This is a genomic window from Hymenobacter montanus, from assembly GCF_014699115.1.
In the GTDB taxonomy this organism is placed as follows: Bacteria; Bacteroidota; Bacteroidia; order Cytophagales; family Hymenobacteraceae; genus Hymenobacter; species Hymenobacter montanus.
In genome coordinates this window covers 1-19756 of sequence record NZ_JACXAD010000026.1, presented here as the reverse complement: position 1 = coordinate 19756, position 19756 = coordinate 1, and the positions used below count along the sequence as shown (strand labels likewise).

The following is a 19756-nucleotide window of genomic DNA, read 5'->3' as shown; positions in this document are numbered from 1 at the left end:
GGGTCAAGCAATTTAGTTGGTTGTTGACCGCCGGATGTTAACCGCCAATCTACTTATCTACTTAAAAGGGCTCGGCGTAAAGCACAGAACAAAAATAGCCACCATTACCCAGCCCAGCACCTTCCGGCCCGGGCTAAGGGGCCGCTCGTCGGGGGCGGGCGGGTGGTAAATTCCAGTAAACCGGCCCAGTAATAACCCGAGGATAAGCCAGCCTGGGTTGCCCAAAATGGTAGGTTTCGCAATGGCGCAGGCCACCTGGGCCGCCCAAATCCCCGCGGCCAGCAACAGTCCCTGCCGTGGGGTGGGCAGCACGCACCAGAATATCAGCCCCAGGTATAGCGCGTAAACCGGGCCGCCGTAAGCCCAGCTTTGCCAACCGTTGCGCAGCGAAAACAACCCCAGGCCAGCATAAAAAATAAACGCCACAAACAGCCCCAGCGCCAGCCGGTTGAAGCGCCCCCGGCCCAGCAATCCGTAGAGGATGTGGCCGCCATCGAGCTGGCCCATGGGCAGCAGGTTCAGCGCCGTGAAAAACAGGCTCAGCGCCCCGGCCAGCAGCACGGGGTAGTGCAACAGCTCGTTGGGATGGGGCAGGCGGCCGGGGTCAGCGAGTGCCGACTCCAGCAAACGGTAGAGCAAGGGCTTGGCCAACGTGAGGCCTTGGGCGCCGGGGGGGTACACGTAACGGGCGTAGTCGGCCCCGTACGGCGCATACTCGGGGTGAATGCTGAACAGATAGTCGAGCGGCGGCAGGTGGGTAAACCCGTAAATCAGCACGGGCACCGCCACCAGAAAGCCCGCCAGAGGGCCCGCCAGCCCAATATCGAAAAACTCCCGTCGCGAAAAAATTCGTTGCTTGATGCGAATGATGGCTCCGAAGGTGCCCAGCCCCATCGGAAACGGAATGTAGTAGGGCAGCGAGCTCTGTACCTGGTTGCGGCGGGCCGTGAAGTAGTGTCCGAACTCGTGCACCGTGAGCACCCCCAGAAACGGCAGGGCAAACCACAGGCCACGCCGCACTTCCGCCCATAGCGCCGCCCCCCGCAGCTGAAATACGTCGAGGGGCAGGAACCCAATATCGCCCCGGGTGAGCTCAATGCCGGCCAGCGTGGTGGTAACCAGCGTTACTAGGAACAGGGCGAGATGCAGCGCATAGGTCCGGCCTGGCGACGGCGCGGGCCACGGCAAAAGCCGGCGCTCCCGCCCGCGCCGCGCCGGTACCCGAGCAAGGTCGAAATAGGGAATAGGAGCGGTTAGGGGGGGCTCCGCAAAGTCGGGGTCAGGGACGGACGGGGGCGTATTCTCGGGGAAAGGCACGGAGGGCTTCGGGCAGGGCGGTGGTAAGGGTAAGGGGTGGGGCCAGGTGGAGCACCCGCAGCCCCAGGCGGCAAGCCGTGGCCACGTGCTGCGGGCTGTCCTCGATGAACAACACATCCTCGGCCTGCCAGTTCATTTCGCGCAGGGCGTGCCGAAAAACCTCCTCGCCGGGCTTCCGGAGCCCCACTTCCTGGGAGTAGAAAACCCGGTCGAGTACGTCGGCGATGCCGTTCGTGAAGCCGTAAGTCGTGGCCAGGCGCTGGTTGATTTCCGCGATGTGGAGCACGTTGGTGTTGCTGAGCAGCGCAGTTTGGTGTCCCCGCTGGCGTAACTCGCCAATCAGGGCGAGGCGCTTGGCTGGTACGTCCAGTAGCATGGCGTGCCAGGCCGCGTCGAGCTCGGCATCGGTGGCTTCCAGGTCATAGGCAGCGCGTAGCCCGGCCCGAAACTCGGCGGGGGAGAGCTGGCCGGTTTCAAACTGGTCGAACAGCCCGGCCTGCTGAGCCTGCGAAAAGGCAATGGTGCTGCCCGCCCGGCTGAGCTGGCGCATGGCAGTCAGAGTGGCCTCGTAGTCGATGTCGATGATGACTCCGCCAAAATCAAATAGCAGATGAGGTAGCATGCAGGGGTAGGACTTAATACCTGGTTGTCAGCGGATAGCTGCTAGGTGCTGGCGGCCGGCCAAAGGAAAACCCCATTGGTAATTGGCAACCTGAGACGAATCACTAGCAACTTTACTAACGAAGGTCGTACTTTTGTGCCGTTGGAGGGCCGGCAACGGCACGGGTTGAGGTGAAAGATGACTACCTCCGGCACTGGGCCCATAGCTCAATCGGTTAGAGCAGCTGACTCATAATCAGCAGGTCACTGGTTCGATTCCAGTTGGGCCCACAAACAAGGTCTGTAAATAGCTGTTAATTAGCTAATTACAGACCTTGTTTATTTTTACGGGGCAGTATGCGGGACAAAATTTCTATTATGCCCTATTAAATAGTGGAAATGGTAAGGCATACTGGCTGACCATTTCTTCCCAAGCTGAGGGTCGCGAATTCGAATCTTATTACTCGATTATTGATTGATAGCTACTTATCCTTGGAGGCAGGTGGCTATTTTGCTTTTAGTTTAAACTTTGATTTAAGCAAGTAGGCCGGGCGACTAGCCTTGGCTTCAAATTTCGTAGATTCTTGGTCATGCGCATAAAGGGGGCGTGCAGCTACAGTCCCCGCTACCTAAAAGGCCGTTTCCCACTAGGGAAACGGCCTTTTAGGTAGCGGAGTACATGCAGGGTATACGGCTGTACTTCTATCAAGCTTAATTTAGTCACAGCCGCTCGAAGATTTTGAAACAGTACGGCGTCTCGCCACGGAAGATGAGCACGTGCACGAACGGAATACCTTCGGTGCGGCTCTCGACCACGCGTACGGCGTAGGTGTGGCCCTTTATCGACCAGTCGCCTCGGTGGTTCAGCGGCCGGTTGTTGGCACCAATGCAGACACCGTAATCAATAAAGGTGCTGAGCGCGTGGCTTCGGCCAAGGCGTGGGCAGCGACTTCCATGGGGCGAATATATACGGCCGTCGCAGGCATGGTTCCCGGCCGTAGCTTTGCCGGATGAGCTCCTTATCGTAATATGAATAAAAGAATTATTTCCATTCAGTTGCTGCGGGCCCTGGCCTGTCTGCTCGTGCTGGTTGTTCACCTGGCGTCCTTCAATCCACTGACTAATCTTCAGTTCGGTGGCGGCATTGGGGTCGATATCTTTTTCATCATCTCCGGTTTTATTATCGCGGGTTCAGTCGAGGGGCTTCCGGCAAAGCGGCCGATTTACACGTTCCTTGTTAATCGCTTCAGCCGTGTCGTGCCCTACTACTATCTATTAACGCTGGTCTATGTAACCGGCGTCTACGTTGCTTTTCGGGTCCATGCTAGCGCCGGTGAATTCATGCGAAGCTTCTTGTTTCTCCCAATGGGGAAGGACCCCGTGCATCCAGTAGGCTGGTCGCTCAACCACGAGATTTTCTTTTATGCCTTTGTGGCATTTGCGTTGCTGCTGACCCGGAACATGAAACGGATTGCCACGCTGTTTTTACTCCTCCTCCTCGTGCTGCAGTTTGTTCCCCTGCAACTGGGTATCATCAAAGAGATTCGGGCCAGCATTAACCTGGAATTCTTCTTGGGCATGCTCATATACTTGCTGCGGAACAAGCTGCTGCCACACCTGCGTAGCTTGGCGTGGGTGGGCTCCGCCATTGTCCTGCTGCTGGTAGTGATGCGGCTGACCCTTGACCAAATGACGGAAACATCTACTGGGTATTATCGGGATACGGTGATGCTGCTGATTGGAGCGGGTATCGACTTGCCTCGGGGGCTCATCTATGGCATACCAAGTGCCCTGCTTTGCCTGACAGTATTGGCGCAGGAATTCCGCCTACAGTCCTTTGCCAAAAACAACTTGCTGCTACGGATTGGAAATGCTTCTTTTACCATTTACCTGATTCAACATGTCTTCTTTACGCTACTTTTCCGCCTTGAAGTGTCCAGTCTACTGCTGTTGACGGCTACATTCTGCCTCATTGTTGCGGTCTCACTGCGGCTTTACCTGCTAGAAGGGTACATTGCTCGTGCCGTGAAAGAGCGGTTACTTGTCTCGTCCGGCTAAATGTTGACAGAAATTAAGGTAAGGGCTTCGTTCGGATTTTCCGGCGGGGCTTTTTCCTTGGCGACGGACTTGATTGAGGCAGTAGTTCAGGGCCAGATGGGTCGCTCTTCGTTATAGAGGGGTACCGCCTGCTCGACCAACAAGCGGGCCTGGGCTAGGTCATCGGGCAGCAGAAAGAGGGATTAATCTTTATATAACAGTATTAAGCTCTGCGTGCCGGGAGCCATACGGGGCCAGCCCCAGTTCGTTGGAGGTGCGAAGCCCCAGCAGAGGGTAGCCTGACTTTGGGTACACGGACTAGGAAACGGCTCTAGAACCGCTGCTTGGCCCCTTGCCCGAATTAGACCTAACCGGCATTCGTTGGGCCATTGTGGGCGGTGAATCAGGGTGCAAACCTGAGCCGATGAAAAAGAAATGGGTGGAAGATATACGCCAGCAGTGTGAAGCGACTGGGGTGGTATTCTTCTTTAAGCACTGGGCAATCGTAATAAAAAAGCGGCTGGGCTGGTCGCGAACTGAACGGGCGGGCCTACAGCGAAATGCCTGTAGAGCCTAGCCTACGGCGAGAGACTGTATTGGCTTAGCAACTATGTCAGAGAAAGTGGTAGTAGATAGGTTAGGCTCCGTGCAACGTCACTACAGCGGTAGGGGGCTAGCTGTTCTCTGGTGGAGGCACACGGCCTAACTGTGACTACGGGTAGCTCTGATTCAGCATCCATATTTTACGGAAACTGTCGCTTACGAGGTGGAACAATCCCGCTGGACCTCCAACAAAAAGCCCCAACCGTTTCACCGGTTGGGGCTTTTGGGTAGCTGGGCAGTTCTACTCTACTCCTGCGCTATCCTTAGCCAACTGCGGCCATCGGCCGCATCGTAGCCGCGAATGCCTCAAGTGCTTGACGACTAGTAACCGGTTTCGCGCGGGCAGGTTAACGACTGAGGAGGAGCTTTTTAGTGTCAATTTGCTGGCCATCTACGAGCAGTCGGTAGACGTAGGTTCCTTCGGGCAGGGTCGTTGTTTCCACGGAAAGCTCTCCCTCGCCTCGCTGAGTGAGGCGGAAGCTTTGCAGGAGTTCTCCTTTCAAAGAGTAAAGGTTAATCTGCGCCTGGCGGGCCTGCTGGGGAAGGCGATAGTGAATCCGGGTGGTGCCATCGGTGGGATTGGGTACATTCTGCCAAAGATGGGCTTCCACCGTGCTTCCGGCAGCCGTTTGGGGGGAAGGGGCGGGACGCTCTTGATTCAGGAGTTGTCTGAGTAGGTCAATCTGGGTTTGTAGGGCCTGTATCTGTTTTTGCTGCTGCTGGACGGCGTTGACGAGGAGGTAGGGGAGGGCATTAGCATCGTAGTCGAGGTAGTCGGTCTTCTGGCCCGTGGGGTCCTGGTAGGTGAAGCTTCCCACCATGTAGGGCGTTATTTCCTTCATTTCCTGGGCGATGACGCCCACGTACTTCTGATTGGTTGGCATGCCGGCCTGGCCATTGTACTCAAACCATACGGGCCTGACCTTGGCGAGCACCTCCAGGCCGTCCCGGAATGCCAAGACATTCTTCTGCAAGCGCTGGTCCGCAGGCACCGTCCAGCTGCCGCCGCCGGGCTTGGCCGCGTTGCCATTAACCTGGAGCAAATAGGCGGGGGCGGTGGTACCAATGCCCACGTTGGTCGAATCCGTGGCGCCGTTCACCCCCTTGATGGCTCCCAGCACCAGGCTATTGGAAGCGCTCACATATGCCCGCGAGCCGATAGCGCCGGCATTAAATAACGTTCCCGTACTGGGATTGGCCGAATACCCCAGGAACAGGTTGTGGGAGCCCGTGCTATTGATGTAGCCCGCCTGATACCCCATACAGCTGTTGAAGGTGCCCGTGGTATTGAAGTAGCCGGCATTATTGCCCAGAAAGCTGTTGTTACTGCCGGCCTTATTGTAGAGGCCGGCCAAGTTGCCCAGAAAGCAGTTATTCTCGCCTCCCACATTAGAGTTGCCTGCTCCATACCCCACGAAGCTGTTATTATTGCCTTCTGTATTGGCATAGCCTGCCCCATATCCCAGAAAGCTGTTGTTACTGCCCGTGATATTGGAGGCGCCCGCCCCAGTGCCCAGAAAGCTGTTGTACGAGCCCGTTGTATTAGATGGCCCTGCGTAGGGCCCCACAAAGACGTTGTAAGTTCCACTGCCGCCCGTGCCTGAGCCAACGCCGGCATTGTAGTTCTGGGCAAATAGGGGAGAGGACGACAGCAAGCCCATTAGGAGCAGCAGTCCAAGGGAAAATCCAATTGGCCTTAGGTAGAGTTTCGGCTTCATACGAAAACGAGAAAAGTTGAAGAAAGAAAATCCACTATTACGCAGTGAACAGAAAGAGGATTTTGATGAAAGCCTAAAGTTGGACTTATCCTACTATTCCTAGTCAAAAGGACGAGTAACCAGGCTGACCATCTGCTTCTGCCTCCACGCAGCGCTGTTTGTGATCGGTAGGGCAGAGCTTGTTCAGGCTGCGGAGCAGATACGAGCGCGAAGGGGCAGCCAGCCCGCACTGCCAGGGTGGCCGCCAGCAGGGGACTTCCAATGGAGTCAGCGTGTTCTCGTACCATTTTTTCAGTCCTGGCCGGGGAGGTATCGTGCTGAGGTAGGGGTGCCGCCTGATGAAGAACTAGGAACTCTTTGCGCGGGGTGCCGGTAACATCTGGCTGAGTCAGCAGCCGGTCTTATGTAAGCTGACAAGCCGGGCCCGACTAACCTAAGAAGCCAAAACTGCTCCGCTTAGCCTCACCAACCGGTTTTACCGCTCGCAGCTGCGCTGCTCCGACATCATGCTCAAAGGAGGCCATATTTTTGGGTCGGCTTCCTTTCCGGTGTTGGCCGTTCACGGGGCCAGTCAGGAGTACTCGTGCTCGCTCAATTCTTATAATCTGATGAACTGTCCGGAGTTTTCCACCGACTATATATGCCGGCCTGTTTGCCGACGGCAGCTTTAAACTAGTTTTTCTCCAACAAGCTGCTATTGATCAGACCCCTAAAGTTAGCGGAGTAGGGTCTGTAGAACTGCGATGCGACGGCGTACGAGAGGAAAAACGACTCTTCATCCGGTACTTTACCAGCTCTTAATCTAAGATGTATAAGGTCGACTACGTTTGTCCTGGCGTCACTGGTCTACCCTGAAGCCAACTTGGGCATAGCCAACATCTTCAAGCTGTTTTAAGTCGACGTGGTGAAGCACCTCACTGCCGCAGATAATCCGAATGCCGCTGATTAAGGATTGCGGGCCCGAATTAAGATTGATTTTTAACCGTCATTTGTCGCTTACTCACCGCATGAATTTGGCTCTGCTTCGCAATATGCTCCAGCAAGGGGTTTATAAAGTCATAAATCCCTTTGCCGTATCCCGGCTGCTGGGCTCCATCAAAGGTCTGGTGCTAAAAGTCCAGCGGGCTGCTCGAACCGTTGCGTTCAGCAAAAACGGGGCAGCCGGATTGTTAGCGCTTAGGCTGCTCTTCAGCAACCTGCCCTTGGCTGATGCGGCTCGGCAGCCAGGAACAGTTTTTCCGGTGCCTACTGGTATTGCCAACCAATTGTTCTATCTGCAGCGCGACCCCAACAGCAACACCATAATTTATCAGCTGAATGTAAACGCAGCGGGCAAGCTGAACGAAGAAGAGCCAGTACGGGTATTCTGGATACGCTACGCCGAACAGGGCGAGCGTAAAGACTTGAATTTCGTTCAGCGCAAGTTTGCCTACGGCCTGAGCACTAAGAAGCTGGCCCCCGACAAGTACGAACTCAAGTTTGCTGCCTACGATAAGGTTCGCTTCTTCCTGATGAAATCCGCCGTGGACAACGCTTTCCACGTTTTGGTGACCATTGCCAACAAGCAAATTGTGCTAACCCGCGTTTTTCTGCGCATTGAGGGGGGCACGTTTTGGGTACCCAACGTTAAGTACATAGAGTTTAAAGGATGGAACGCGGCCACCCGCGAGCCGGTAGTGGAGCGGGTAAGCGTGTAGTGCGGCCCCGGGCCAAGTCACTCAACCACGCCCCCGCAAGTCAGAGGCCCCTTAAAACCTTATAATGGGTTTCTGCTCGAGGCCCCGTGCCGGGCCGACCGCATAGGCTTTTGCCAGTTATCTATTCTGTTCTGTGAAAACCAGCAGCTCTTTTTAGAGCAATTTCATAGTCAGTGTATACGATGTCTGGCTCCCCTCTCCTGAGGCTTCGCGCATGAAGCGAACCGGGGCTGGGGGTGAGGTTTTCCCGGCTGCGCCCTGTACACTGAGCTGAAAACCGCTATAGATTGCCCATTGGCCTTCCTGCTGGTCAATATGCTCAACTGTCGTATAGTAGCATCCGGCTGATCGGCCGTGGTAAGTGCGGCAGCACGAGTTTAAATTTTACCCCCTAACCATGGGTAGTATAGCCGGACTGGCAAGGGCTGACCCCTTCTTTGGAGCGAGTATCTTTAATTTATGTGAATATGTGTATAATCCTAACTTATTCGCGACCATACTTTCGTTGCCCTCAACCTACCCGCCGGCATTTCGATTACCTTGACAGGTATCGGTACTTGCGCCGGTTACTTGACAAAAGTCAACTATTTCAAAATTTTGTCAGATATTTTATACACCTGAGCCGGCCCTGAGACAGATGGGGCATGGTGGGTTCGGGTCATAGCCCGTGGGGCCCGAGAGGTATGCAACTAGTCCGCTTAGCTAGGGTTGCGAATGAATGGTTCTTCGGAACTACACCTGTTTGGGGCGAGGTCGTAGCAGAGGCTATTAGGGCTTATTATCTGTCTCTAAAAGGTAGGAAAGCACCCCTGCTATGGCACATGCCTTGCGAAGAGCATATTTGTTTATCCCTGGTCTAGTGCCAGTGCCCACCTGCTCCCCGTATTTTTCATGATGCTGATATGCTGAAGCAAGCTTCAGTCACAGCGGAGGCTACTATTCTAGGAAAGCTGAGGCCTTGGCGTGGCGGGCTAGCCTGAAAAAAGAGCGTACGCGGAAAAAAGATAGCCCGCTTGTAGTCAGTGCGTCGCTGCCATTAATTCGGAAGCTAGCGGAGCAGATAACCCCTTGAATTTATGTGACGCAGGATTTAAGCCGAAGGCATGAACCAAAGTCCTGAAGTAATATTGTGCCCGTCCCCAAGGGGGTAGTTGAGTTATCGCGGCCACAAATTATTCGCCTCAACGATAACTTTTTTGCAAGGAACCAGTATAGCGCTGTGTTTAAGCGTGCATTTTGATGCTCGTTACCGAATCATTTCCCTCAACACAATTATGAAAATGAAAGTTTCCCTACTGCATCTGGTAGCTCTGCCGCTGGGTATGACGCTGCTAGTAGCCCCAGAAGGGCATGCCCAGAATGCCGACCGCAAGACGGCCATCAGCCTTTTCGGCAGTGCCAACCAGTACAAGGGCAGTCTCGGCTCCAACTTTTGGAAGTGGGACCAGAACCAGTACGGCGCCGGCATTGGCCTGAACCGGTATCTCTCACCGGGCCTGGACATGGGCCTGCTAGCCTCTTACGCGGAGCTTAAAGGAACCAAGGATGCGGCTACCTTCTTCAAAACGAACGTGGTGACCGCGAACTTGGCTTTCAAGTTCAAGCTCAACAACGGTTGGGCCCTGAAGGAAGACGCCGTGATTCAGCCCTACCTGCTCGTTGCGCCGGGCGCGGCGTACGTCAGCCGTGAAGGGTCGGTGCGTGGCAAGCGCCTCGACGAAAACGAAGTCAATTTTAGTGCGTTAGGTGCCGCTGGTATCAGCTTCCGCCTTAGCGATGCAGTGAGCCTGTTCGTGCAAACCGGACAATACATTCCCTTGGGTGGCAACTTCGATGGCGAAACCAATCAGGACGACGACAAGTTTGACGACCGGTTCTTGCAACACACCGCCGGCCTGACCATTGCCTTTGGCAAACCTAAAGACACCGACCAGGACGGTGTGCCCGACCGGAAAGACAAATGCCCCGGCACCCCCACTGGAGTGGCAGTCGACCCCAAAGGCTGTCCGCTTGATGGCGACGGCGACGGCGTGCCCGACTACCAGGATAAGTGCCCCACCGAAAAAGGCGTGGCCGCGCTCGAAGGCTGCCCCGACCGTGACAACGACGGCGTACGTGATAGCGAAGATGCCTGCCCCGATACCCCCGGTACTGCTGCCCTCAAGGGCTGCCCCGACTCCGATAACGACGGCGTAGCCGACCCCAACGATAAATGCCCCAACACCCCGGCCGGCACGCGAGTAGATGCCACGGGTTGCCCGGTACCGCTCGACCAAGACGGCGACGGCGTCCTCGACACCGCCGACAAGTGCCCCGACACGCCGGCCGGAACCCGCGTCGATGCGACGGGTTGCCCCATGGTCATCGACCCCTCGATCCGGAAACTCCAAGTGCCCATCCGGTTCAAGACCAACAGCACCACGATCGAGCGCACCTCGACTCCGCCGCTGAACAAGATGGTACAAGCCCTGGAGCAACACCCCGACTACAGCCTGCGCATCACCGGCCACGCCGACAAACGCGGCACGGACGAGTACAACCAAGCCCTGTCCGAGCGCCGCGCGGAAGCCGTGAAACGCTACTTCGTCGGCAAGAACATCGACCCCAGCCGCATCATCACCGAAGGCCGGGGTGAAAGCGAGCCAGTAGATCCCGGCACTTCGCCGAAGAGCCTGGAGAAAAACCGGCGCGCAGAGTTCACGTTTGACTTTGTGCCCACGCCCACCCCGCAGCCCTAAGCGTAGTGAGAGAGGTCCGGCAGTTCGTCGGGCCTCTTTCCACGGTTTTGTCGGGTAACTGATCCTTTCAATGGCAAGGGTCGCGGCTAAAAGCCCAATCTGTTTTCTCAATAGGAGAAATCAGATTGGGCTTTTGAGCTTTTGGCGCCGGCAAACACGCATCCAGCTAGGAGTACAGTCCCCAATGAGCTGGGTGGGGTTTCAAGTGAAGATAACCGGGTTCTTCTGGTGTTGTGCAGGCGTTGTACACAGATAAATTCGTGTGGGGTAAGCCTGCACAAGGTCTTGAGGCGTTTAGTTAGCATAGTTGTAAGCAGTAGGAAAGTCTGCAGATGCTCGTTGAGCTGTTCGGTCGCCTCGTAGTAGTATCGCAGCCCGGTGGCTTCCTTGATTGTGCGGTTCGGGCGCTTGATGTGGCCGTTGGTCCAGGGGTGGACAGGCTGGGTGAGGCGGTACTCGACGCCACCCTCCTGGCAGACGGGCGAAGCTGTGCCCGTCGGGTAGCTAAAGGGGTTTGTGCGCAGACTGGTAAATTTCGGCGATGAATACACTTCTTGGAAAATTGGCTTACGGGTTGGCCTTTTGCGCAGTATTGCCCGCGGTGCTGGTGTGGTGGGCGCTGCGTACTGCCGCGCTCGTGCCACTGCCCGTGCCCCATACACCGCTGGCGGGCGCCGCCTGCACGGGTGGCGGCGTGCTGCTGATGGTCTGGGGCATGGGTAGCCTGTGGTTTCGGGGTGGGGGGCTGCCTATGAACGCCTTCCCGCCGGTTCGCTTCGTAGCCAGCGGGTTGTACGGCCTGCTGCCGCATCCCATCTACGTGGGTGCCTCCCTGCTAAGCGTGGGGGTGTCGCTGTTGGCTGGGTCCGCCAGTGGACTGTGGTTGGTTTCGCCGGTCCTGACTTTAGCGTGGCTGGCTTTGGTGTACGGGTTTGAAAATGCGGACCTGCGCCAGCGGTTTCCTCACCGCCCCGTGGGGGGCTCGCTGGTATCGTTGCCGCCAGCCACGGCGGCCCTGGCGCCGCTAGCCCAGCGGCTGCGAGTGGCGGCCGTTGTCTTTGGGCCGTGGCTGTTACTCTATGAAACCGTGATTTTTCTGGGGCCTTCTCGTAGTCCGGTCAGCACGTTTCTAGGGGTTGAGCAGTCGTGGCCAGTTTGGCAGTGGAGCGAAGGCTTGTATTTGCTGGCTTATCCGTTTGCGGTCCTCACGCCGTTTGTAATCAAGTCGCCGTGCCTATTGCGCCAGTTTGCCGTGGTGGGATGGCTGGCGACCTGGGTAGGAGTGCTGCTGCAGCTGAGTTTGCCGCTGGTAGCGGTTCCCCGGCCCTTTGTGGCCACTACCTTGTGGGGAGAGTTGCTCCAGCTGGAGCGCGCTACGGATGGCGTGACGGCCGCGCTGCCTTCCTTCCACGTGCTGTGGGCGGCGGTGGCCGGGCACTTCTGGGGCCGCCGTTTTCCTCGACTGCGGGCTGTCAGTTTCGCGCTGGCGGTGGCCATCAGCGCCAGCTGCCTGGCTACGGGAATGCACAGCTTGCTGGACGTAGCGGGTGGAGTGGTGGTGGCCGCGTTGGTTATTCGGTACCGGTCCGGATGGCGCTGGTTGCAGCTGGGGCTGGAGCGTTTCGCTAACTCCTGGTCGGCCCGCCAAGTAGGGCCCCTGCGCATCATTAATCATAGTTGGTACGCGGGGCTGGCCATGCTGATGGGCGTGTTGCTAGTGGGCTGCCTGCTGCCTGATGTCTGGGCCTTGCTGCCGCCCGTGCTGTTGGGTGTTCTGGGGGCGGGTCTTTGGGGCCAGCTCGTCGAGGGTGCCTCGGGGCTTTCGCGGCCGTTTGGTTACTATGGCAGCTTGCTGGGCGGACTGGCCGGCTGCCTGGTGGCGGCGCAGCTCACGCGGTTCTCCTTTTTTGAGGTAGTGGCCGCTTTCACAGTGGCGTTGCCGCTGGTGCAAGGCGTTGGGCGGGCCCGGTGCCTTATTCAGGGCTGTTGCCACGGGCGGGCTACTGCGAACCGGGTTGGCATCCGCGTCACGCATCCCAAGTCGCGCATTTGTGCGCTGGCCCAGTTGGCCGGGCAGCCCGTGCACGCTACCCCGGCCTACTCCATGCTTGCCAATCTGGTCGTTGGCCTCGTGCTTTTTCGGCTGGCTTATGAGCACGCCCCCGCGCCACTGCTTATTGGGGTTTACCTCATTCTGACTGGTCTGGCCCGCTTTGTAGAAGAGCAGTTCCGGGGCGAGCCGCAGACGCCCCGGATGGGCGGTCTTAAACTGTATCAGTGGCTGGCTTTCGGCATGGTGATGGCTGGCCTGGGCACCACCATGCTATCCACTGCGGCTTCGGCGTTGCAATTCGAATGGTACCCCACCGCCATTCCTGTGGCCCTTGGTGCCGCACTGCTGGCCGCTTTTGCCATGGGAATGGACTTTCCGTTTTCAACCAAGCGGTTTTCCCGTCTGGCCAGCGCTTGACATAGAACCGTTCCCCGATCAGCTTATTGGTCGGCTGGCTCTCCTCTCCTGAGGCTTCGCGCATGAAGCAAATGGGGTCCTGTGAAGTGCCCCTCGGTACACAGATCGGAGAACGGCTCTAGATAGTAAGAAATAGCCACTTGGGGCAACAGGGCACGCGGCACGCGGCACGCCCCGGCTGTAGCTCGCCACCCTCAATAGGCCCCAGTAAAAGCCGGCGAAGCTATTCGCACCGTTCCTGACCCTACTCGCAACCTTTTCGCGTTATTCGGTAGTTCTTTGTAGCATTATGCCGCCCGTTATCTCTCCCGAAGCTGAGCGCCAGGAAATCCTGCGCCATTACCGCCGCCTGCTGCGCACCGCCAAACCGTACTTAAAGGATGGCGACCCCAAACTCATTAAGAAAGCCTTCAATCAAAGCCTGGAGGCCCACAAGGAGATGCGCCGCAAGTCGGGCGAGCCCTACATTCTGCACCCGCTGGCCGTAGCCCAGATTGCGGTGGAAGAAATTGGCCTTGGCACCACCAGCATCGTAGCGGCGCTGCTGCACGATGTAGTAGAGGACACGCCCACTGAAATATCCGACATCGAGCGCGAGTTCGGTACCAAGGTCGCCCGCATCATCGACGGCCTGACGAAAATCTCCGGCGTCTTTGAGTATGGCACCAGCGAACAAGCCGAGAACTTCCGCAAAATGCTGCTCACGCTGAGCGAGGACGTGCGCGTCATCCTCATCAAAATCGCCGACCGCCTGCACAACATGCGGACCCTGGATTCGATGCCGCGCCACAAGCAGCTCAAAATTGCTTCCGAAACGCTGTATCTCTACGCGCCGCTGGCGCATCGCCTCGGTCTCTATACTATAAAGAGCGAGCTGGAGGACTTGTACCTGAAATTCACCGATACCGAAACCTACACCGACCTCAAGGCCCGGGTGCGCCAGAGCCAGAGCGCCCGTAACCGTTTCATCCGGGAATTTGTGCAGCCGATCGACGATGAGTTGAAAACCCAGGGTTTCGAGTACGAAATCAAGGGCCGGCCCAAAAGCATCTATTCCATCCTCAAAAAGATGAAGAAGCAGAACATCACCTTCGATGAGGTGTATGATCTGTTTGCCATTCGGATCATTCTGAATGTGCCACCGGAACAGGAAAAAGCGGCCTGCTGGCAGGTGTACAGCATCGTCACCGACTTCTACCAACCCAACCCCGACCGCTTGCGCGACTGGGTATCCACCCCCAAAGCCAACGGCTACGAAAGCCTGCATACCACCGTCATGTCGCGCGCCGGCCAGTGGGTCGAAGTCCAGATCCGCTCGCGCCGCATGGACGACATTGCCGAGAAGGGATACGCCGCGCACTGGAAATACAAGGACACCGGCAGCATCCAGCCCGAAAGCTCGCTCGAAGGGTGGGTAAATAAGGTGCGGGAGATGCTCGAGTCCAACAATTCCAGTGCCCTCGAATTCATGGACGAGTTCCGTCAGAACTTGTTCGTCAAGGAGGTCTATGCTTTCACCCCCAAGGGCAAGCTGGTTATTCTGCCGGACAAGGCCACGGCCCTGGATTTTGCCTTCGACATCCACACCCAGATCGGCCTGCGCTGCCTCGGGGCCAAAGTCAACCAGAAGCTGGAGCCCCTGAGCTACCAGCTGCACAATGGCGACCAAGTTGAAATTCTGACTTCGCACAAGCAGCGCCCCACGCCGGAGTGGCTCAACTATGTTATCACGACCAAGGCACGCTCCAAAATCAAGGAGTTCCTCCGGGATGACAAGCGCTCCAAGGCTGAGGATGGCCGCCTACTGCTCGAAAAGCGGCTTGAGCTTATTAACGTACCTTTTACCCAGGAGAATTTCAACCGGCTGCTGGCGTATTTCAACGTGCCCAACGCCCAGGAATTCTACTACCGCCTGGCCATCGGGCAGGTCGACGGCCGGGCCATCCGCGAGCCGCTCTTCGCGGCCAACAAGCCGGTGGCCAGCGTAGCCTCCGTGCTGGAGCCCAAAACCTTCGACCACGAAGTGCAGAAAATTCGCGGCGTGCGCCCCGACATGCTCGTCGTGGGGGAGCACACCGACAAATTCAACTACAGCATTGCCCGGTGCTGTAACCCCATCCCCGGCGACGATGTGTTTGGCTTCGAAACCGAAACCGGCATCATCATCCACCGTACCAGCTGCCCCCGCGCCGTCGACCTGATGTCGAATTACGGCAACCGTATCGTGCGCGCCAAGTGGACCGAACAGCTTGAGCTGGCTTTCCTGGCCGGCATCCGCATCAAGGGCACCGACCGCGTGGGCCTCGTTAATGACGTCACCCGGATCATCAGCACCAGCCTGAAGGTGAACATGCGCGCCATTACAGTCGACAGCAACGACGGCATTTTTGAAGGCCAGATTATGGTTTTTGTCAACGACACCGACCACCTCAACAAACTCATTCAGCGCCTGAGCAAGGTAAATGGCGTGCTGCAAGTAGAAAGGTTCGACTCCTAAAATTCACTCTTTCGCGCCCTTCTGCTTTCACTGACTTGGAAACCTTAAAACACGATGCCGGCGCCGTTTTCCGTTCTGGGTGCCTATCGCCCAGCCCTTCTTTCCACAGGCTTCGCGCCTCAAGCGAACTGGGTCTGCCCCGCAGGGGTTAGGTGGGGTTGTCCCGTACAGCGGCTAGGATATCGCGCTCGGCTCAAAGATGTCCTTATCAAGCCAACCAGTATTGATATTAAGCCCATTAGCTTTGAGTTGTAAAATTGAAAAGCCCTGAGTTCATCACCTGCTACGGCACCGGCGTCAATGCACGGACCCAATGCGCGCACTATCACTCCGAGCGCGATATTATTGCCATTAAATTCAAGTGCTGCGACACTTTCTACGCCTGCATACAGTGCCATAACGAAGCCGTTGCCCACGCCCCCGTGGTGTGGAGCAAAACCGAGCGGCAAACCGAGGCAATACTTTGCGGCAACTGCCACAGCACGCTCCGTATTGCCGACTATTTCGCCGCCGACAATGCTTGTCCGGTTTGCCAAGCGGCCTTCAACCCTGGCTGCGCTAATCATTATCCGCTTTATTTTGAAATGTAAAACCAAAGCGATATCGGCGAATTACCCGGCCGTGACTTCTGCTTTCCCTTACTTTCTTCTAGACCGTCCGTGAATACTTTCCCAGCCCCCAAACCCGCTGCTTCTGCCACCGCCACTCCGGCCGAGGCCGCCGGGCAGGCCGCCGGCGGCTCCTCCGAAACTGGCTATGCGGCCGGGCACACCCCCAGTGCCGCTTCCCAGGCTAGCCTTAATACCGAGAAGCTAGACGACGTCCGCAAGCTCTTCACCGCTCATCTCGAAAATAAAGGCCTGCGCAAAACCGGCGAGCGCTACGCCATTCTCGAGGAGATTTATGCCCGCTCGGGCCACTTCGACGTTGAAGAGCTGTACGCCGGCATGAAGGAGCGCGGCCTGCAAGTAAGCCGGGCTACCGTGTACAATACCCTCGACCTGTTGGTCGAACAAGGCCTCGTCAGCAAGCACCAGTTCGGCCGTAACCTGGCCCAGTACGAGAAGAGTTACGGCTACCGCCAGCACGACCACGTGATATGTACCGAATGCCATAAAGTAGTGGAATTCTGCGACCCACGTATTCACGGCATCCAAACCATGGTCGGCGAGCTTCTGAACTTCCATATCTTGCACCATTCTTTAAATCTCTATGGCATTTGCGGCGACTGCCGCGCTCAAGCTGCCGCTCGTAATCCCACTTCCCCCGCATGACCTGCACTAGTTCTTTAAAAGGCGGCGTCCTGCTCGTGCGCCTCACCGGCGACCTTATCGGCAGCCCCGATACCGAGCAGCTTATCGAGTCCGTCAACCAACACCTCGGTGAGTCCGTCACTAATTGCGCCGTCGACCTCTCCGAAATCCGCTACATCAACAGCAGTGGGATCGGCGTTCTGGTATCCCTGCTAACTAAATTTCGCAGCCGGGGCGGCGAAATGGTTCTCATCAACCCCGCCGACCACCCGAAGAAGATACTGGCCCTCACCAAGCTCAACAACATTTTCGCGGTAGCCTCCGACGAGGCCAGTGCCCTCCAACAGCTAACCCCAGCCGCCTAAGTAGGGCGGCTGTTTTTTTGCCCTTCACCCCGAAATACCAACCCGGGCCAGAGGCCCTCTGCCGGAACCCATTCACTCAAAACCCACGGCCAGCCTAAGGTGCTGGCTGTGTTTAAGTCGCCAAAAGCTAAATTGAAATGCCAGTAGATGTATTAGTAGGCCTCCAGTGGGGCGATGAAGGCAAAGGAAAAATTGTAGACGTACTGGCTCCGACTTACGATGCCGTTGCCCGTTTTCAAGGTGGTCCCAACGCCGGTCATACCCTCACCTTCGACGGTCTCAGGCACGTGCTGCACCAAGTACCCAGCGGCATCTTCCACCCCCATATCCTTAATATAGTAGGCAATGGTGTCGTGCTCGACCCCGTCGTCTTCCGCGGCGAGCTACAAAAGCTCACCGATAGGGGAGTAGACTGGGCTCAAAACCTCTACATCTCCAAGAAGGCCCAACTCATCCTGCCCAGCCACCGGGCCCTCGACCGCCTCAATGAAGAAGCTCGTGGCAATACCAAAATCGGTAGCACACTCAAAGGCATTGGTCCTACCTACTCCGACAAAATCGGCCGCGTCGGCCTCCGGGTCAGCCACATCCTGCTTCCCGATTTTGAGCAGCGCTACAAGGAAGCCGTTGCCCAGCACGCCGCCATCGCGGCTCATTATGGTAGAGAACTGGAGATTGAAGCGCTCGAAGCCGACTTCTTCGCCGCCGTTGATTTTCTGCGCACCCTGCAGCTCGCCGATACCGAGTACATCCTCAACGACCTCCTGCAACAGGGCAAGCGCATCTTGGCCGAAGGTGCCCAAGGCTCTTTGTTGGATATTGACTTCGGCACCTATCCCTACGTCACTTCCTCGAGCACTATCGCCGCTGGCGCCTGCACAGGCCTGGGCATCGCCCCTAAGCACATTGATAAAGTCTACGGCATCACCAAAGCCTACTGCACCCGCGTTGGCAGCGGTCCTTTCCCCACCGAGTTACACGACCAGATCGGCGAGCAAATCCGTCAGGCGGGCCGCGAGTTTGGCTCTACTACCGGCCGGCCGCGTCGCTGTGGTTGGATAGATCTACCGGCCCTTCGCTACGCCATCATGCTCAACGGCGTCACCGAGCTGCACCTGATGAAAGCCGACGTCCTCGACAGTTTCACGGAAATACTGGCCTGCACCCATTATCGCACGGCTACCGGCGAAAGCACGCCCAAGCTTCCCGACCCCGGCGAGCTCACCACCGTCATGCCCGAATACCGGACTCTCCCCGGCTGGAATACCAGCCTAACCAGCGTCACAGACGCCACTCAGCTCCCGGCCAACCTTCAGTCCTACCTGGACTTTCTAGAGGAAGAGCTGCAAGTTCCCATCCGTATTGTCAGCGTTGGTCCTGACAGAGTCAGCACCCTCCACCGCTAAACCCCGCTGGGATAGAAAAAAGCCACCTCAAGGTAGAATAGCCAGTTTGATAGGTTTTCCCTAACGTCTGTAGATAACTGGCAGAAAATAGCAGAAAGCTGTTACGCTGAGCTTATTGAAGTCCCTCTCTCGCTTCGTTGAGTCAAAATGGGCTGGGAGAGGGGCTTCAATAAGCTCAGCAGGCGATAGACAAAGGCTTTTTGCTCGTGATTCACCTACTTGGTCAATTATCCAGTATCCAGCAGTCAGACAGAACTGCCTTGAGGAGCGTACTCCTCGGCCTGAGCATGCACTTCAGGTAATGCCTAGCTGGAGCTTCGCGCCTAAAGCGAACTTCGCCCTACCGGGTAGGACCCTGCAGGGGCACGTGGCGTTTTGCCCACTGCCGATATTTTTTCGGGGCGTCAATCAGCTACTTACAACCACCTCACAAGTATTTCGTAGTATACCTCTTGCTTCATCAGAAACTCTCGCTACCTTTGCAATCCCAAAACGTCGAACGGACTACGGGGTGGATGAAAGCAGTATCTTTCGCGGAAATCCTAAAGGTGTTGGAAATCCTGCTCTGGTAGCATTGTCTACCATCGGCAGCCGCTAAAAGGAATGAGAAAATTTATTTTTCGAACTCCTTGCAAAGCCGAAAAGAGCTACCGTACCTTTGCAGCCCGCTTCAATAGGAAGTGAGCAACTTGAAGAGCAAAGAGAAAATCTTAAAAAATTTTCGCCTAAAACTTGACAAGTAAAAAAATATTCGTACCTTTGCACTCCCAAACCAAACGGGGCGTTACAAGCGCGACGGATAAGGGGTTGTAATAAGCTCCACACTGTTACTTCAAATGGAAGTGACACACGTTCTTTGAATGACGAAAACAGACAAATAGTAAGTGTTTCATTCGTGTTTTGCCTTTGGGAAAAATACGCTGAAACAAACCAAGCGAAACGAATTAGACGATAACGTCAATTACGTGAGCAAGGTCAGCACTCGACATCAGCCCGCGTTCGCGTGGGTGTAGGAATTTATACAATGGAGAGTTTGATCTTGGCTCAGGATGAAC

12 protein-coding genes, 1 tRNA gene and 1 pseudogene are annotated in these 19756 nt (G+C 56.5%); 11 read left to right on the top strand and 3 right to left on the bottom strand.

Annotation, left to right across the window (positions count from 1 at the left end; genetic code table 11):
* Window positions 1–57: 57 nt before the first annotated feature.
* The gene (locus tag IC235_RS18885) at window positions 58–1317 is read right to left on the bottom strand and encodes a site-2 protease family protein (protein WP_317173610.1); all 1260 of its coding nucleotides are present in this window, start codon (window positions 1315–1317) and stop codon (window positions 58–60) included.
* The gene (locus IC235_RS18880; protein WP_191006765.1) at window positions 1280–1939 is read right to left on the bottom strand and encodes an HAD family hydrolase; all 660 of its coding nucleotides are present in this window, start codon (window positions 1937–1939) and stop codon (window positions 1280–1282) included. The genes IC235_RS18885 and IC235_RS18880 overlap by 38 nt, the downstream gene beginning before the upstream one ends.
* 195 nt (window positions 1940–2134) lie before the next feature.
* Between IC235_RS18880 and IC235_RS18875 the strand changes: the two genes are divergently transcribed.
* From IC235_RS18875 to IC235_RS18865, 3 genes are all read left to right on the top strand, one after another.
* Window positions 2135–2208, top strand: a tRNA-Ile gene (locus IC235_RS18875).
* A gap of 738 nt (window positions 2209–2946) precedes the next feature.
* Complete coding sequence (locus IC235_RS18870) at window positions 2947–3975, top strand: acyltransferase family protein (RefSeq protein ID WP_191006764.1); 1029 nt, start codon at window positions 2947–2949, stop codon at window positions 3973–3975.
* Window positions 3976–4306: 331 nt separating this feature from the next.
* Window positions 4307–4531 (top strand): DUF5131 family protein, encoded by a 225-nt coding sequence (locus IC235_RS18865; protein ID WP_240540748.1) that lies wholly within the window; start codon window positions 4307–4309, stop codon window positions 4529–4531.
* 373 nt (window positions 4532–4904) lie between these two features.
* Here IC235_RS18865 and IC235_RS18860 read toward each other — a convergent pair whose 3' ends face one another.
* Complete coding sequence (locus tag IC235_RS18860; RefSeq protein WP_191006763.1) at window positions 4905–6275, bottom strand: tail fiber domain-containing protein; 1371 nt, start codon at window positions 6273–6275, stop codon at window positions 4905–4907.
* Between the two features lie 1007 nt (window positions 6276–7282).
* On the opposite strand from IC235_RS18860, the gene IC235_RS18855 reads away from it, so the two are divergent.
* The 8 genes and pseudogenes from IC235_RS18855 to IC235_RS18820 all read left to right on the top strand — a co-directional run bounded on the left by IC235_RS18855 (window position 7283) and on the right by IC235_RS18820 (window position 18701).
* Complete coding sequence (locus IC235_RS18855) at window positions 7283–7972, top strand: DUF4833 domain-containing protein (RefSeq protein ID WP_223847412.1); 690 nt, start codon at window positions 7283–7285, stop codon at window positions 7970–7972.
* Between the two features lie 1280 nt (window positions 7973–9252).
* Window positions 9253–10710 (top strand): OmpA family protein, encoded by a 1458-nt coding sequence (locus IC235_RS22695; protein ID WP_191006762.1) that lies wholly within the window; start codon window positions 9253–9255, stop codon window positions 10708–10710.
* Window positions 10711–11251: 541 nt separating this feature from the next.
* On the top strand, window positions 11252–13180 hold the full coding sequence (locus IC235_RS18845; protein WP_191006761.1) for a prolipoprotein diacylglyceryl transferase family protein: 1929 nt from the start codon (window positions 11252–11254) through the stop codon (window positions 13178–13180).
* A gap of 289 nt (window positions 13181–13469) precedes the next feature.
* Entirely contained in the window at window positions 13470–15677 is a 2208-nt protein-coding gene (locus IC235_RS18840; RefSeq protein WP_191006760.1) for a RelA/SpoT family protein, read from the top strand.
* A 257-nt stretch (window positions 15678–15934) separates the two neighbouring features.
* On the top strand, window positions 15935–16267 hold the full coding sequence (locus IC235_RS18835; protein WP_223847411.1) for a CHY zinc finger protein: 333 nt from the start codon (window positions 15935–15937) through the stop codon (window positions 16265–16267).
* Between the two features lie 231 nt (window positions 16268–16498).
* Window positions 16499–16951 (top strand): annotated as a pseudogene (locus IC235_RS18830) (Fur family transcriptional regulator); the annotation flags it as partial.
* Window positions 16948–17295, top strand: coding sequence for an STAS domain-containing protein (locus IC235_RS18825; RefSeq protein WP_191006758.1), 348 nt, complete (start codon window positions 16948–16950; stop codon window positions 17293–17295). The pseudogene IC235_RS18830 and the gene IC235_RS18825, both read left to right, overlap by 4 nt.
* A 137-nt stretch (window positions 17296–17432) precedes the next feature.
* A complete protein-coding gene (locus IC235_RS18820; RefSeq protein ID WP_191006757.1) occupies window positions 17433–18701 on the top strand; it encodes an adenylosuccinate synthase in 1269 nt (422 codons plus the stop codon).
* Window positions 18702–19756 lie beyond the last annotated feature (1055 nt).

Bases quoted from the DNA above. Each gene is read 5' to 3' on its own strand.
- IC235_RS18825 (WP_191006758.1), top strand. From the start codon at position 16,948: ATGACCTGCACTAGTTCTTTAAAAGGCGGCGTCCTGCTCGTGCGCCTC.
- IC235_RS22695 (WP_191006762.1), top strand. From the start codon at position 9,253: ATGAAAGTTTCCCTACTGCATCTGGTAGCTCTGCCGCTGGGTATGACG.
- IC235_RS18855 (WP_223847412.1), top strand. From the start codon at position 7,283: ATGAATTTGGCTCTGCTTCGCAATATGCTCCAGCAAGGGGTTTATAAA.
- IC235_RS18845 (WP_191006761.1), top strand. From the start codon at position 11,252: ATGAATACACTTCTTGGAAAATTGGCTTACGGGTTGGCCTTTTGCGCA.
- IC235_RS18820 (WP_191006757.1), top strand. From the start codon at position 17,433: ATGCCAGTAGATGTATTAGTAGGCCTCCAGTGGGGCGATGAAGGCAAA.
- IC235_RS18840 (WP_191006760.1), top strand. From the start codon at position 13,470: ATGCCGCCCGTTATCTCTCCCGAAGCTGAGCGCCAGGAAATCCTGCGC.
- IC235_RS18860 (WP_191006763.1), bottom strand. From the start codon at position 6,275: ATGAAGCCGAAACTCTACCTAAGGCCAATTGGATTTTCCCTTGGACTG.
- IC235_RS18870 (WP_191006764.1), top strand. From the start codon at position 2,947: ATGAATAAAAGAATTATTTCCATTCAGTTGCTGCGGGCCCTGGCCTGT.
- IC235_RS18880 (WP_191006765.1), bottom strand. From the start codon at position 1,939: ATGCTACCTCATCTGCTATTTGATTTTGGCGGAGTCATCATCGACATC.